Source organism: Pseudoalteromonas sp. MMG022 (genome assembly GCF_021654245.1).
Taxonomy (GTDB): domain Bacteria; phylum Pseudomonadota; class Gammaproteobacteria; order Enterobacterales; family Alteromonadaceae; genus Pseudoalteromonas; species Pseudoalteromonas amylolytica.
Window position 1 is genome coordinate 1 of the sequence record NZ_JAKFZQ010000032.1, and the last position, 14,774, is coordinate 14,774.

The following is a 14,774-nucleotide window of genomic DNA, read 5'->3' on the forward strand; positions in this document are numbered from 1 at the left end:
ATTTAAAGCTTAGCTTTAAATTTTACTTTTAAAAAAACAAACCTTTAACAAGAGTTTTTTGGCCTGTCTTCCTAAGAGGCCGCTATCATATAGCATTCAATATTAAATGCAAGCGTTAACTAAGCGACTGTGTTCTAAACGCGCAAATATCAACCAAAATGCAATATTAGCTGCGATGATGTGGTGTGATGAGTTTTTGCCACTGCCAATCAGGATGACCCATGACGATAAAATCAGGGTTCTCAGTGATCTCTCGCTGGTTGTATGTAAGGGGGTTGAACTCAGCGTCTGTAATACAGCCTCCTGCTTCTTCCACTATCACCTGTGACGCTCCAGTATCCCATTCTCCCGTTGGGCCAACGCGCAAAAAGCAGTCTGCTTTTCCCTCAGCTATCATACATGCTTTGAGTGAGCATGAACCTAGTGCTACAGTATCAAACTGGCTATTTAGATACTGACTGACCGCTTCGAGCTTTTGTCTTCGGCTAACCGCTAGCGTTAGATTTTGTGGCGTTGCAACAAATATTTGTTGCTGTGATTGTGGCGTTCGTTTAAAAGCCCCCTGTCCTTTGGTTGCGTAATAAGTAGTTTGTTTTGCAGGCCAATAAATAACGCCTAATACAGGTTTATTATTCTCCACTAATGCAATATTTACCGCAAAATCTCCGCTTTGTAATATGAACTCCCCGGTACCATCCATAGGATCAAGTAACCAATAGCGCTGCCAATGCTCGCGTAGTGATAAGTCAGGTATGGGAGTTTCCTCCGACATAATTGGGATATCTGGCGCAATCTCCTTTAATCCTGCCATCAGCACTTCATTGGATGCTAAATCAGCTGCCGTCACAGGGGTATGGTCCGACTTTTCTTGTGCGCCGATATCTTCATTTTGATAGATATCCATAATAGCCTCGCCCGCTCGAATTGCCAGCGAGATGCAAGGTTCTAGCAGTTTTTGCATGTTAAACCTCCTGCGCCAAATATTGTTGCAGCAATAACAATGCAGCAACACTACGTGCCTCCGTAAAATCACTTTGTGCCAATAATGATTGCCACTGATCTAAAGGCCACTTTACGGTAACTAAAGGTTCTGGCTCATCACCTTCTAACTGCTCAGGATAAAGCTCTTTTGCTACGATAATGTGCATTTTGGCGTTAAAATAGCTCGGCGCCAAAGATAATGTTTTTAGATCGCAAAAGTATTTTGCACCAAAGCCAACCTCTTCTTTTAACTCTCGGTTGCCTGCTTCAGTCGGAGTTTCGCCTGGATCAATTAAACCTTTGGGAAACCCAAGTTGATAATTGTGTGTCCCTGCACAATATTCTCTCACTAATAATAGCTCATTTTCTGCAGTTATTGGCACTATCATCACAGCTCCTCGCCCCCCTCCTCTAATTCTCTCATATTGACGTTGTTCGCCGTTAGAGAACTGCAAATGCAACGCTTCTACGGTAAATAAGCGACTTTTTGCAGCCACTTCACATTGAATGATTTCTGGCGGATTTGGATGCTTTTTCTGTGACATAAGAATTAATTTGTTATCATGGCCATACACTTAATCATAAATCCTTTAATGATAAATGCCTATGCTAAATTGGTCTGAAATTGATACCGTCCTTCTAGACATGGATGGTACTTTGCTTGATCTACACTTTGACAGTTACTTTTGGCTACACGTGATCCCCACCGAACACGCCAAGAAACAAAATATCAGTTTTGAACAAGCCAAAGCAGATATTTTGGCACGCTATGAGGCCGTTCATGGGAAATTACAGTGGTATTGCTTAGATTATTGGCAAGAGCAACTAGGCCTGCCTATCATGGCGTTAAAAAGAGAAATTCAACACTTAATCTCAGTACGTGAAGATGTGCCAGAATTTCTTTCGGCGCTCAAAGATGCAGGAAAAGAGCTCATTCTTCTAACGAATGCCCATCCAGACAGTCTAAGTTTAAAGGTCGAGCTAACTGAGTTTGCACATCATATGGATGTACTCATTTCCACGCATGTATACGGTGTTAGCAAAGAAAGCCAATCACTATGGCAACAGGTGCAAGCGGATTTAGGGTTTGATAAGCGACGAACTTTGTTTGTTGACGACAGCCTAAGTGTATTAAACGCTGCACGAGAATTTGGTATTGGCCACCTACTTGCTGTGGCCAACCCAGACAGTAAATTGCCAGCGAATGTGATCACTGACTACTTATCTATCACCGACTATAGAACCTTATTACCTATCAAATAGTCCGTTACGCTGGGTAGCGTTGTTGCAGTCCAGCGTAAACATTTTTAGCAAAATCAGGATGTTCGGTGTCCAGACTCTTAACTACCTCAACAAGGTGCTCATTGTCTTCCTGTCCGTTCCATACCTTGATATAGCTGCCTTCTTTGTAGCCATGGTCTTGACGGAAAAAGTTCAAGGTGTTTTTACCGACGTAACCGCGATATAGATCATCAATATCCATACCGATTTGCTGCATACACCCTGCAAACGCTTTAGCATTAAATTGCTTGTCCGCCACAGCGCTGGCAGCCAACACTTCTAATGTTTGTTTGAAGTCATCTGACATTTGCGGCTGGCTAAGCTCCGTATCCAACTGCTCCGCTAACGCTTGGTAAGATGTTTTCCCATCAATACGTAGTGATAAACCAAAATGGAAAATATCAACCAGCTCTAAGATCACTTGTTCGGTATCTGGGGTTTGTTTCTTCCACCATTTCCAGCCATAGTGATCGAGCATTTCTGCACACTCAACCCAAATTGCGCGATACCATTCAAACCCTTGGTTAAACCATTGCTCATGTACTTTTGTGTTCATGGCATTTTGCATTTCTAACATCACGACTAGCTTAGTGATATTGGTTGACATTGCGCTCTCTCTTTATGCTGTGAAAAGGCCAACATCATACCCTAGCGAGATAATTTCTGCACTGGCTGGCCCGCAAATTTTGTTGTTTAAAAAGTGTTACTAACGGTTTTCCAAACGATTGTAATCAAATAAGCCATACTCTACTCCTCGGTACTTTTTAGCCACTTGATGCAGTAAGTCACTGTATTGCCAAAATTGAGGGTGAGTACGCCTTATCGCAAACTTAGCGGTAACATCTTGATATTGTTCTTCACTTTCCACAGCTTTCAACTGAGTTACAAATGCCTGAGTGTTTTGCTCATCAGCCAAATACCAAATCGCCTCTGGATAATCACCAATAAAACCGGGGACCAGTGTGGCCGTATCTTCTTCATAAGCCCGCTGGCCATCTTCATTCAACAGACTCGAGATATTGTAATGTGCGTTGTGATGAAGCAAGGTAAACGCCTTATGCGCTCCGTTTTGCTGCCTTTGCAAAATGAAAGACACTTGAGGCAGAACATTAATAGCCTTATGGGGAAGGCTGTTTAACTGAGCGAGCACCGAAGATTCAGATGTATGGTCGTAACGCTTGCTCAATACGGGATTAAGCGCCGTTTTTATCTTTTCGTATAGCTCAGTTTTGGGATCATCCGTAACATATTCAATACCCGTAGGCGCTGCCAGTAGAGTCTTGCGATTAATAAATTCACTTAAGCTAATATGAGAGCGGCGATACCAGTGGTTTTTAACCTCTTGACGCTCGTCTTGAGGCAACAAGTTAATAAAGTTTTGCTCACCTTCCAGACGTAGGAAGTCCATGTACAAGCGAGTGATTAGCTGATGTCCAATGTTACCGTATACATCAAACCCTGCCACCAGCAGATAGTGGATCCGTTCAAATAAGGCGTAATCTAACAGCCACATGGTTTTTGGCGCTTGTCCAACAAACCCTTTAACCACTGTAGCGCTATCAAAGTGACGAAACACCGTCAGTGCTGCGTTGTCATTATGGCCATCCCCTTGCCAAATTAAATCAGTGGTCAGTAGTTTGCCATCAGCCAACAGTTCGTTCGCTAATTTAGTCTTGGCGCGTATATATTCATGCTGACGATTTGCATACTTGATCCAGCTTGGCAGCGGTAATACATTGCTTTGTTCCGCCGCTGGTAATGCCAAGTCATCTTCGTGCTGTAAGAGTAAATCGCTAACGGCTGGTACGCTGTTTTTTTCTGGATCAATGAATGCAACCCAAAACTGATCATTGATCACATTCAGCGCAATTTGGCCGCGGCAAACAGGACCCTTGATGTATCCCTTGATGATAAGCTCCGCCTCATCAAGCATAAATTGATATTTTGACTTAACTGGAATGACTGAGAACACCTTGAAAGGGTTAGAGGCTACTTTCGGCTCATAGCTAGGTAGCTTCTCTACCTGATAATCCGGTGTAATAAATTGCGAATACAGACGAGACATTTTGTGATCAGTCAGCGCCAACGGCATATGGGTTTTTGCTAGTATGCTGCTACGATCATGCATCAATCTATAATAGACTCTGCTCACGCCAGGGTCATCATATGGTCGCCGAGTTGAGATTAATTCTATGGGCTTTCCAGGGGGCGTTTTTGAACGCACTAGTTTAAAAAAGTTAGGAGAGCTGCTGGCATTGACCTTTGGAAAATAAATATGAGCGAGATACCAATGTTCATAGATGTATCTTGCTGCCAATTGGTATTTTAGTTCATGTTGATTTAAAAACTGCTCCCAGCGCTCAACCTGCTGCAATTCTTGCGGTGTGGGAGGCGCTACCTGTGCCATTTTGGCACCTTGTTTGAGCCAAGTTTCTAGTTGCTTAAATTCACTATGAGAAATTGCGGGCAATCCATACGGCATTCCAGCATGAGGTTTAGTTTTTGCCAAGCTGGCAAATTCATCCATACTCGGACAACTTTGTTGTCTATCTAAAGAAAAATCAAATTCATTCCCAAGCACCCCTTGTTCTGGGAATGGGTGACTCATTTTTAGCAGCAGGCTGTTGTATAAAACACTGCCTGCTAGGTTCGCTTGCTCACTCTGGTGGCGCTCATTTAATACGGGCGTAAAGCCTTTATCACGCCACTGTTGTGTGTTATCCGCATCAAATAGCAACCTGCTTGGTGACTGGGCCAGTAAACGAGTGCCATTGTAAACACGCTCTTTACTCAGGCCTCGGTCAACCCCTTCGGGAGAAGACAATTTGAGCTGACATGGCGCATCATAACAGCCATGACACACTACGCAGCGTTGCTCCAACACAGGTTTAACCAACTGCAAATACCCAGCCCCTTCACCGTTGGAGGGGCCAACGTCACGCACCTGTACATGCTGAGGGCCATAAATGTCATCGTAGTGGCTAAAGCCAATTGCCACACACCCCGACAGCACCATAGCCATAAATATCATCCACCAGGTACGTGTTCTCATCAGCTATCCTCTTCTTCACCTAAGTCAAAAGTTGGCATCATCTCCATAGGTGGAGAAATAAAAACTTGATCGTTATCCAAGCTCAATACCGCACTGAGCACTGGTCCATGATTCAACAACAGTTGGGCTTGGTGTTGTGCATTGAGCAAAGCTTCAAACTCCGCCTGTTGCGCATGGAGTTGATAATCTTCCAAATTAATACTCATGTTTTCTTCCGCCTTGGGGTTTTGGCACAGATTTGCCAACAGCGTTTCATCCAGCACCACCTCCATAATAAGGTCTGGAGAGGCCATATCACGTTGTTCCAATTGATCATTCAGTAAAAATAGCGGCAAGCTTAGAGGTGTATTTTCAGATAATTCCATGATTGTATTTTGTATTGAGAGCCGATTAGATTCTCACATACTAGCATAAAATAACTGAATCTCAGTTGATTGATGGCTTACCCTGTGCCCAAAATAAGCCATATAAAAACCCCGCAGAATTATTACCAAGGCAGGGTTTCGCCACTTGAGTGCCAAAAACCCCCTGTATTTTCAATCGTGAGTTCAGCAATGCGTTGGCACAATCGTTCAGCAGCTAATTGCGGTGATATGTCCCCAGCAAAGTTCACCATCTGTGTTTGTACAAAACCGGGGTGAAATAGTCCGACAGCAATGTTTTGCGCCTTTAACTCATGCGCTAAACTCACACTGGCAGCATTAAGGGCTGCTTTTGACATTCTATAGCCGATATAACCACCAGAGCCATTATCTGCAATAGAGCCCATACGGCTTGTGATCATCGCTATTTTACTATTTGCTTTAAGCAAAGGCAGCAAACTATGCACAACACGCAATGGCGCAACGGCATTGACTTGTAATTGGCTATCAATCGCAGCAAAGTCCATATTGTCGAGTGTTTCATTGTGGAACACACCTGCATTGTTGATCAGAATATCAATGCTTTTCCCAGCGAGCGTTGCCGGCAGGGTTGCCACTTGCTGTGCATCACTCACGTCGACACCAGCTACCACTGTGACATTAAGCGCGCTTAGCTCATCAGAGGGTTGGCGTACCACGGCTGTTACGTCATAACCTTGCGCCAAATATTGCTTGCAGAACTCCAAGCCAATCCCACGGTTTGCACCTGTCACAAGCACATGTTTATTCATAACTGACTCCTTTTATGTCTCTCGTTAAGTTGCTCTGAGTATACTCACTCAAACCAGACAAATCATATTCAGATAATGCTCTGCTATGCTGATGGTACACACAGTTTGATGGAAGCTGCGAAAGAGTGCGATCTTAAGGCGACCATTTTACCCAGTATCGAACCTGAGATTTAGGCCGGTTCGCAAAGACCGGCCAATCAGTGTATCAAAGTTGATTAAGCCACTTTTGTACGGCTGACTTGGGATAAAGCACTTCTTTAAATAAGCGATGGCGCTCATAAACTAGAGCGCGCTCTTGTGCAGGTAGCCCTGATTGCACTTTACTGTGGTGGGCATTAAATCGCGCGATGATATTAAATTGCTGTGCACTTTTGTCCTTCATACGGGCTAAATTTTTTTGCAGGTAGCTTCGTACATCATCCGCGGTCATCAACCCCTTCGCGTCTGGGTTCATTAACTCTTTTTTTAATGCTGAACGAATTCCCATATTGTTTGCTCCTCTTTGTAAATTGCAACAATCAACTCATTCAATTTTGGCAGCAAAATACACGCCAATTACTTCAGTTACATTAAAGACAGGCAAATAGCATAAAAAGTTTCGTCACTCATCGCAGCAACGAGGTATACTAACGCAAACGATTAGAACGTGAGCAGAATATGTTTGAAGAGCACTCAGATTATATCGAGATCGAGTTGGAAGAAGAACCAATAGAGCTGTGTAATCTATTGAAAGTTCTAGATTTAGCAGACACTGGCGGACAGGCTAAAATGTTGATTGGCGAAGGCTATGTAGCCGTAAACGATGCTCTTTGCACAGTGAAACGCAAAAAGCTTTATTCGGGTGACACCCTATCTTTTGATGGTGAAAGCTACCGCCTAACTTTAGCTGAGGGTGTAGAACCCGCTGTGCGCCCAGCACCAGCAGATGAACCCAAAGAGGTGCAAACAGCACCAACGCAGCGCAAAAAACGCAATAGAAGCCGCAAAGACAAAAAGGACAGTAACACCGGTCGCAAGCCGATCTCTTTTGGCTAAAACAGCCCAATGACTTGAATTTTTGCAAACGATCACAATACAGTTAGTCATATGGCTAAAAAATATGCCGCAAGGTATGCGGCATATGCCAATCATCGCTTCAGCAAATCATAAAGCGGAGGCAGTATGCAAAATTCATTTGATACTCTGACCCAGCTGACCATTGATCAGCAACAAGTTCACCTCTATTCACTGGAACGCTTAGGCGCTAAAGCTCGGCGACTGCCATTTGCATTAAAAATCTTGCTAGAAAACCTGCTACGTCATGAAGACGGTCGTACCGTTCGTAAAGAAGACATTGAACAACTTCTCAATTGGGAAGCCAAAGCGACACCAAAGGCTGAAATTGCCTTTACACCTGCTCGGGTCGTCATGCAGGACTTTACCGGCGTACCTGCAATTGTAGATCTGGCGGCGATGCGAGAGGCGATGGCAAAGCTTGGGGGCGACCCAAACAGAATAAACCCACTCTCTCCTGCTGAGCTTGTTATCGATCACTCAGTTCAAGTTGACGAATACGGCCACGCTGGTGCCTTTGATTTAAATGCAAAGTTGGAATATCAACGCAATAAAGAGCGCTACGAATTTTTACGCTGGGGTCAATCCGCCTTTGATAATTTAACGGTGGTGCCCCCCGCCACCGGCATTGTGCATCAAGTAAACCTTGAGTATCTAGCTAGAGTCGTATTTAAAAATACCGAGCAAGGAGAAGCCATCGCCTACCCTGACACACTTGTTGGGACCGACTCGCACACAACTATGATCAACGGTTTAGGTGTACTGGGCTGGGGTGTTGGAGGTATCGAAGCTGAGGCCGCCATGCTTGGTCAACCAATCAGTTTACTGATCCCACAGGTGGTTGGTTTTAAGCTAGAGGGAAAATTACCAGAAGGTACCACCGCAACAGATTTGGTACTGACCATTACACATCGACTACGTCAACACGGCGTCGTGGGTAAATTTGTCGAGTTTTTTGGCGATGGGCTTGCCCAATTGCCATTAGCTGATCGTGCCACCATTGCCAATATGGCCCCAGAATATGGCGCCACTTGCGGTATTTTTCCAATTGATGAGGAAACGATTTCCTATCTTCGCTTAACCAATCGTAGTGAAGAACAACTTGCACTGATTGAAGGGTATGCCAAACACCAAGGCATGTGGCGAGAAGCAGGTGATGAGCCCCAGTACAGTGATGTACTCACCTTGGACTTGAGCTCCGTGGTTCCTTGTATTGCAGGTCCAACCCGACCACAAGACAGTATCAATTTAGACGAAGCTGGCAGCGAGATAAAAAATCACCTCAAAGTAATGCAAGACCAACGCAACGAGAGTCATCTGAGTAAGGATGAGGCACAAATCGTTGCTGAAGGCGGGCAGTCCAAAGACCCACTCGGTGAAGCACAAGTATTTGGTTTTGCTGAGCTTGAATATAATAACCAGAACATACAACTTGAAGACGGAGCCTGTGTGATTGCAGCGATTACCAGTTGCACCAATACGTCAAACCCGAGTGTCATCCTAGCGGCCGCTTTGGTTGCCAAAAAAGCCAACGAGCTGGGTATTAAGCCTAAACCTTGGGTTAAAACGTCTTTAGCTCCTGGCTCTAAGGTCGTCACCGACTATCTCAAACAAGCCGATTTACTTACCCACCTAGAAGCTCTGGGATTCAATCTGGTTGGTTATGGCTGTACCACCTGTATTGGGAACTCAGGACCACTACCAAAAGAGATCAGCGATGCAATCAATCGCCATAAATTAATTGTGAGTTCCGTGCTCTCAGGGAACCGTAACTTTGAAGGACGCATTCACCAAGATGTTCGAATGAACTTTTTAGCCTCGCCGCCTTTGGTGGTAGCTTATGCGCTCGCTGGGCGCACCAACATTGATGTTTACAATGAACCGCTTTGCCAAAACGCCAACGGCGATGACATTTACTTGAAAGATATCTGGCCCAGCGTAAGTGAAGTTCAGCAACTGGTTGATGAAACCGTTACCCAAGCGATGTTTGCCAAAAACTACGCCGAAGTTTACAGCGGTGATGACAACTGGCAACAGATCAGCACCCAAGCCAGTGAGCTCTACCCTTGGCAAGAAGACTCTACCTATATCCGCCATGCACCATTTTTTGCCAACATGAGTAAAAACCCTCCGGGGTTACCTCATATCAAAGGAGCTCGATGTTTGGCCAAGCTCGGGGACTCTGTGACAACAGACCATATTTCTCCCGCTGGCAATATTAAAGCACAATCCCCTGCGGGCAGTTATTTGCAACAGCAAGGAGTTAAGGCCAGCGAATTCAACTCGTATGGGTCTAGGCGAGGAAATCATGAAGTGATGATGCGTGGTACGTTTGCCAATGTACGCTTGCGCAACCAACTGGCGCCGGGCACAGAAGGCGGCGTAACCCGCTTAATACCTGACGGCAAAACCATGAGCATTTTTGATGCTGCTATGAGTTATCAAGAAACTAATACGCCTCTAATTATCTTAGCTGGCAAGGAGTATGGCACTGGCTCTTCTCGAGATTGGGCAGCAAAAGGGTCGCTGTTGCTTGGCGTCAAAGCCGTCATCGCACAAAGTTATGAACGTATACACCGTTCAAATCTAATAGGCATGGGTGTACTACCGCTGCAATTCAAGCACCCAGATAGCCACGAGTCACTCAACTTAAGTGGTGAGGAAAGCTTCGAAGTAATGGGGTTATGCGACAACTGCGATGAAGTTAAAATTATCGCCAGTAAAGAGGATGGCAAGCAACTTGAGTTCTTGGTAGATGTTAGAATCGATACTCCCAAAGAATGGGATTACTATCAGCATGGTGGCATTTTGCAATATGTACTCAGAAACATGCTTGAAAATGACTAGCCTTGTGTTGCGACGGCCACAAATGCTGTCGCAACTTCTTTTAAAATCAGTGACGCAAAGTCACATATCCAATACACTGGGCCAGCCAAAGAATTAACAAGGAACCCTATGTCTATCTGGTATCGCCCAATCACTCTAGCATTTTGCCAACAACTTGATGAAGGTGTACATGGTAAAGGCTCCTTAATGAAAACCTTAGACATCAAAATAACCGAAATCGGTGATGACTACCTCGTTGCTACCATGCCAGCCACACCAAGTCATCACAATCCGCTAGGTATGGTCCACGGTGGAGCAAATGTCGCATTAGCAGAAACTGTTGCCAGCTATGCCGCTAACTTTGCTGTGGATTTCGAGCACTATTACTGTGTCGGCCAAGAGATCAATGCAAATCACCTAAAAGCATCCAGAAATGGCATATTAAGAGCAATAGCCAAGCCACTGCATCTAGGCAAACGGACCTCTGTATGGGAAGTTAAAATTACCAATGCGACGGGAGAGTTATGTTGTGTTAGCCGCATGACAGCGGCTATTGTTGCCCGCCCTCAGACGAATACTTAGCGATGATTTGCTGATAACGGCCGGTTTTTTTAAGTTCTGCTAAGCCTAAATTAAAGCGCTCGATAATTTCTTCTGCCTGTGGGTGCGCTCGATTCACACCAATATGTAGTGGCCAGCTCAGCAAAACGGGCAGATGTGCAATGAGCGCTCTGAGTTCAGGTGCTTTCTTTTGCTCATGTGCAAATGCCAAAACATCTGCAATGGCAAAATCTGCTCGGCGTTTATAAACCATCTCTAAGCAGGCTTGCAAACTGTGTACATCTATCACTTTAACCTTTTCAATACTTTCCAATAATTCGTGATATGCATAGCCTCTTATTGCAGCAACCGTTTTATAACGTAAACTTTTTGCGCCCCGAAAATCAGCGTGGCTATCTTGGTGGCTCACTACAGCCAATTCATTGTGGAAGTAAGGCTGGCTAAACAAAATCGTTTTATGGCGTCGTTCAGTCCACCATAGTGCGGCTATCAAGTCGACTTTACGCTCTTCTAATAGTATTAGCATGCGACTAAATGGCGCGGTTTGGATCTCCAGCTCAATACCTTGACTATCAAACGCAGCGTGCAAAATATCATTCACTAGCCCCGAACCATCACTTTCAATGTACGGAGGCCAAGGGTTGTGTCCACCCACCACTTTCATCACCTGAGCCTGCGCGCTGACAACACACACAAGTAGTACATACAGGGTTAGCTTAAGGGGTTTAACCATACATAATTCTGTCATAATATTTGTAATCATTAGTGTAGCTGACAGATAATAATTCGCGGCACTTTTTGCTAATCAGGGCTGCAAGCCACCATATCGGTCTGTTACAAGCAAACTTAAAACGCCACCAGTCGTAGTAGCTAAGTCTTGCCTTTGCTACCATATCGATATCTCATTTATATAGATGTATTTTATGGAACAAGTAGATACGTTAATCATTGGCGCGGGTGTGGTTGGGCTTGCCATCGCAGCCACCCTCAGTGAGCATCAAGACACCATTGTTATTGAACAACATAGTCAGTTTGGCGAGCACACTAGCAGCCGTAACAGCGAAGTGATCCATGCCGGTATTTACTATCCACAGAATAGTTTAAAAGCACGGTTGTGCGTTGCAGGAAAGGGGCTACTGTACACACATTGCCAGCGCTACCACGTACCAGTACAACAGATTGGTAAAGTGCTTATTGCCACCAACGAGTCAGAAATCGAAAAATTACACTCTCTAGTCGCACAGGCCAACAACAATGGCGTTACCGACTTACAATTTCTCACCACATGCCAATTGCGAGAGAGGGCCCCAGAGATAAACGCGCTCACTGGGGTCTGGTCGCCTTCAACTGGAATTGTCGACAGCCACCAGCTGATGTTGTCATATCTCAATAAACTTTCTCAACATGGCGGTCATTACGTTAACAATACCCGATTTATCAAGGCACATTTTGAGGAAGGGCATTTTGTTGTCACTCTTGCATGCGCTGAAGAGGAGTTTCATCTCAAATGTAAGTATTTAATAAATGCAGCAGGGCTTTTTGCACAGGCATGTGCCAACAACATTGACGCCCTAGCCACACACCATATTCCACCGCTACACTACTGTAAGGGGCAATACTTTAGCTATCAGGGCAGGCACCCGTTTAAGCATTTGTTGTATCCGATGCCCGAACAACATGGACTCGGCATCCATGCAACCCTAGACTTGGCAGGTCAGCTCAAGTTCGGACCAGATACCGAATTTATCGAGCAGCTTGATTACACGCCAAACGAGCAGGCAAAGCCGCGCTTTATTGACGCAATAAAACGCTACTGGCCAAAACTCGACAGTACCCGCTTACAACTCAGCTATTGTGGAGTACGCCCTAAGCTACAACTACAAGGGTCGCTAGACTTCGTTATCCAAGACTATCATCACCATGGTATTAAAGGGTTGATCAATTTGTTTGGGATTGAATCTCCAGGGCTCACCGCAAGTTTGGCGATCGCACATAAAGTTGCTAAACAAGTCAGTATTGAGCGCGAGTGATGCTGCGCGCTAAATACCCTCTATAGCCTTATCTATCTTTTTCGTTCTCTCGTCCATCAACTTTTGAATGTTTTTAGCATCCTTCATCAGTTGCTTGATTTCACTTGGGCTTAGTGCGGATGGAGTTTTGAGCTTAGTGTCTATATGTGCTTTTTGCGTTGCTAGTTCTTTTAGAATAGCGGTGTCTTCAGCGGCCATTATGGTGACCTTGCTGGTATCTAAGGTATGAGTTTGGCTCTTTCCTTTGGTATTTGGTTGATCTGAATATACCCAATTCCCATTGGCATCTTGCCATTTATAGATGGTACCGCCAGATGCATCAGCCGAGGAGCCAGTCACATTCTGAACTGATTTATTAAGCTTACTTTGCGCGTCTTTGAATACATTATCGGTCGCCCCCTGTGCCTTTTCAGCTATCGCCTGCAAGCTTAACCAAGGTTTGCCATCAGGCCGTTTGAGCACAAACAAAGAACCCACACCAATAAACATCACCATAACCAATATATAACTAAAATACTTCACTGTACTTTGATCTCTAGAAGAACATCTTGAAAAGTCTAACATGCTTACTCGAAGGTGAAAATGGCACAGTCAATTGCCAATAAATTGGCCGAGAGATTTAAAAAGGACCTATTTAAGCAAAACGATCTGCTACTTGCATCCAAAATTAATCTCTCAAAGCATTCGCAAAAAACTCCCACTTGTATGACACAGAAGCGGTCTCACCTGTTTCTCGCACTAGTTAGCAGTTGGCCTCTGCAATTTAGATACCTAAGGCTCTAACCTCTGAGATTTTCCATATTGACCATCATTATGTTGCTCCTTGCCTACAGCATTCATGTGCCCCAAAAGAACAGTGATGGCATTGATAGAAGAAGCATACTTTTATAGTGGCATCCATGTTTGTACTGTTATTTGCTGCAGCGAACAGCTTACCATGGCTATTTTTCAATCCGTGTTGCGCGTCGTAAGTAATGCACAAAGGGATAGCTTTCTGATAAGCAATAAAAAAGCACAACTCTAGGTTGTGCTTTTATGTGTCCCCATGGCTTGGAGATTTTAAATGCCGTCACCATCAATGTGTAAACCACACTCACGGTTTAGGCCAAAGAAACGCGTTTCTTCTTCACTCATACCCGGTTCAAGTTTACGTGTCGTGTGTACATCTCCCATCGATACATACCCTTGCTCCCAAAGCGGGTGATAGGGTAAATCATGCTTGGTTAAGTATTGATAAACATCACGATTGTTCCATTCTATGATTGGATACACCTTCACCGTGCCGCGGCTAATCTCAAGTATTTGCTTATCAGCACGGGTGGAGGCCTGATCACGACGTAAACCACTAAACCAAGTACCCGCGTTCAAGTCTTTCAGTGCACGGGTCATCGGCTCAACTTTATTCAACGCATTGTACTGTTTAATACCCTCTTGTCCTTGCTCCCACAATTTACCGTACTTGGCTTCTTGCCAAGCAGGGCTAATTGGCGCTCGGTACACTTTTAAATTTAAATTTAAACGCTCTGTTAGGTAGTCCACAAACTGATAGGTTTCTGGAAATAAATACCCTGTATCTGTAAGTACAACCGGGATGTCGCTACGCTCTGAAGTCACTAGGTGCAACATCACCGCGGCCTGAATACCGAAACTTGAAGATAGAAAAGCAGTATCTGGCAAATGCTCCAGCGCCCAAGCCACTCGCTGTTGTGGACTCATAGGCAGCAATAGTTCATTGGCTTGTGCCAACAATGCTGTTTGCGCTTTTCCACTTAACTGTAAGAGCTGTTTGTAATCACTCATTCTCATTCCCAGCATGGCAAACCGATGCTTGCCAGTT

The 14,774-nt window shown here is 44.7% G+C and carries 15 protein-coding genes; 5 read left to right on the forward strand and 10 right to left on the reverse strand.

Annotated elements, in window-relative coordinates; translation table 11 throughout:
• Nucleotides 1-166: 166 nt before the first annotated feature.
• Together cysQ and nudE are read right to left on the reverse strand one after the other, a co-directional pair.
• Complete coding sequence (cysQ, locus tag L1070_RS19340) at nt 167-961, reverse strand: 3'(2'),5'-bisphosphate nucleotidase CysQ (protein ID WP_070986546.1); 795 nt, start codon at nt 959-961, stop codon at nt 167-169.
• Between the two features lies 1 nt (nt 962).
• Entirely contained in the window at nt 963-1,526 is a 564-nt protein-coding gene (gene nudE / locus L1070_RS19345) for an ADP compounds hydrolase NudE (RefSeq protein ID WP_070986576.1), read from the reverse strand.
• A 61-nt stretch (nt 1,527-1,587) separates the two neighbouring features.
• Between nudE and yrfG the strand changes: the two genes are divergently transcribed.
• The gene (gene yrfG / locus L1070_RS19350; RefSeq protein WP_237126785.1) at nt 1,588-2,244 is read left to right on the forward strand and encodes a GMP/IMP nucleotidase; all 657 of its coding nucleotides are present in this window, start codon (nt 1,588-1,590) and stop codon (nt 2,242-2,244) included.
• 4 nt (nt 2,245-2,248) lie between these two features.
• Here the strand turns inward: yrfG and L1070_RS19355 are convergent, their stop codons facing one another.
• The 5 genes from L1070_RS19355 to L1070_RS19375 all read right to left on the reverse strand — a co-directional run bounded on the left by L1070_RS19355 (nt 2,249) and on the right by L1070_RS19375 (nt 6,954).
• Nucleotides 2,249-2,869, reverse strand: coding sequence for a dUTP diphosphatase (locus L1070_RS19355; protein ID WP_070986548.1), 621 nt, complete (start codon nt 2,867-2,869; stop codon nt 2,249-2,251).
• 99 nt (nt 2,870-2,968) lie between these two features.
• Nucleotides 2,969-5,314, reverse strand: coding sequence for a fatty acid cis/trans isomerase (locus tag L1070_RS19360; protein ID WP_237126786.1), 2,346 nt, complete (start codon nt 5,312-5,314; stop codon nt 2,969-2,971).
• Nucleotides 5,314-5,679: a hypothetical protein gene (locus L1070_RS19365; protein ID WP_237126787.1), complete on the reverse strand. Its 366-nt coding sequence runs from the start codon at nt 5,677-5,679 to the stop codon at nt 5,314-5,316. Before L1070_RS19365 ends, L1070_RS19360 begins: the two co-directional genes overlap by 1 nt.
• Before the next feature lie 122 nt (nt 5,680-5,801).
• Nucleotides 5,802-6,467: an SDR family oxidoreductase gene (locus tag L1070_RS19370; RefSeq protein WP_237126788.1), complete on the reverse strand. Its 666-nt coding sequence runs from the start codon at nt 6,465-6,467 to the stop codon at nt 5,802-5,804.
• Between the two features lie 205 nt (nt 6,468-6,672).
• Nucleotides 6,673-6,954, reverse strand: coding sequence for a hypothetical protein (locus L1070_RS19375; protein WP_070986552.1), 282 nt, complete (start codon nt 6,952-6,954; stop codon nt 6,673-6,675).
• Between the two features lie 170 nt (nt 6,955-7,124).
• On the opposite strand from L1070_RS19375, the gene L1070_RS19380 reads away from it, so the two are divergent.
• The 3 genes from L1070_RS19380 to L1070_RS19390 all read left to right on the forward strand — a co-directional run bounded on the left by L1070_RS19380 (nt 7,125) and on the right by L1070_RS19390 (nt 10,928).
• Nucleotides 7,125-7,502, forward strand: coding sequence for an RNA-binding S4 domain-containing protein (locus L1070_RS19380; protein WP_237126789.1), 378 nt, complete (start codon nt 7,125-7,127; stop codon nt 7,500-7,502).
• 126 nt (nt 7,503-7,628) lie between these two features.
• Nucleotides 7,629-10,367, forward strand: coding sequence for an aconitate hydratase AcnA (gene acnA / locus L1070_RS19385; RefSeq protein ID WP_237126790.1), 2,739 nt, complete (start codon nt 7,629-7,631; stop codon nt 10,365-10,367).
• 108 nt (nt 10,368-10,475) lie between these two features.
• Nucleotides 10,476-10,928 (forward strand): PaaI family thioesterase, encoded by a 453-nt coding sequence (locus L1070_RS19390; RefSeq protein ID WP_237126791.1) that lies wholly within the window; start codon nt 10,476-10,478, stop codon nt 10,926-10,928.
• Here the strand turns inward: L1070_RS19390 and L1070_RS19395 are convergent.
• On the reverse strand, nt 10,897-11,655 hold the full coding sequence (locus L1070_RS19395; RefSeq protein ID WP_237126792.1) for a transporter substrate-binding domain-containing protein: 759 nt from the start codon (nt 11,653-11,655) through the stop codon (nt 10,897-10,899). The two genes, L1070_RS19390 and L1070_RS19395, sit on opposite strands and share 32 nt — an antisense overlap.
• Before the next feature lie 175 nt (nt 11,656-11,830).
• On the opposite strand from L1070_RS19395, the gene L1070_RS19400 reads away from it, so the two are divergent.
• The gene (locus L1070_RS19400) at nt 11,831-12,937 is read left to right on the forward strand and encodes an NAD(P)/FAD-dependent oxidoreductase (RefSeq protein ID WP_237126793.1); all 1,107 of its coding nucleotides are present in this window, start codon (nt 11,831-11,833) and stop codon (nt 12,935-12,937) included.
• Between the two features lie 9 nt (nt 12,938-12,946).
• Here the strand turns inward: L1070_RS19400 and L1070_RS19405 are convergent, their stop codons facing one another.
• Together L1070_RS19405 and L1070_RS19410 are read right to left on the reverse strand one after the other, a co-directional pair.
• On the reverse strand, nt 12,947-13,426 hold the full coding sequence (locus tag L1070_RS19405) for a DUF4124 domain-containing protein (protein ID WP_237126794.1): 480 nt from the start codon (nt 13,424-13,426) through the stop codon (nt 12,947-12,949).
• A 570-nt stretch (nt 13,427-13,996) separates the two neighbouring features.
• Entirely contained in the window at nt 13,997-14,737 is a 741-nt protein-coding gene (locus tag L1070_RS19410) for a phosphoadenylyl-sulfate reductase (protein WP_237126795.1), read from the reverse strand.
• Between the last annotated feature and the right edge of the window lie 37 nt (nt 14,738-14,774).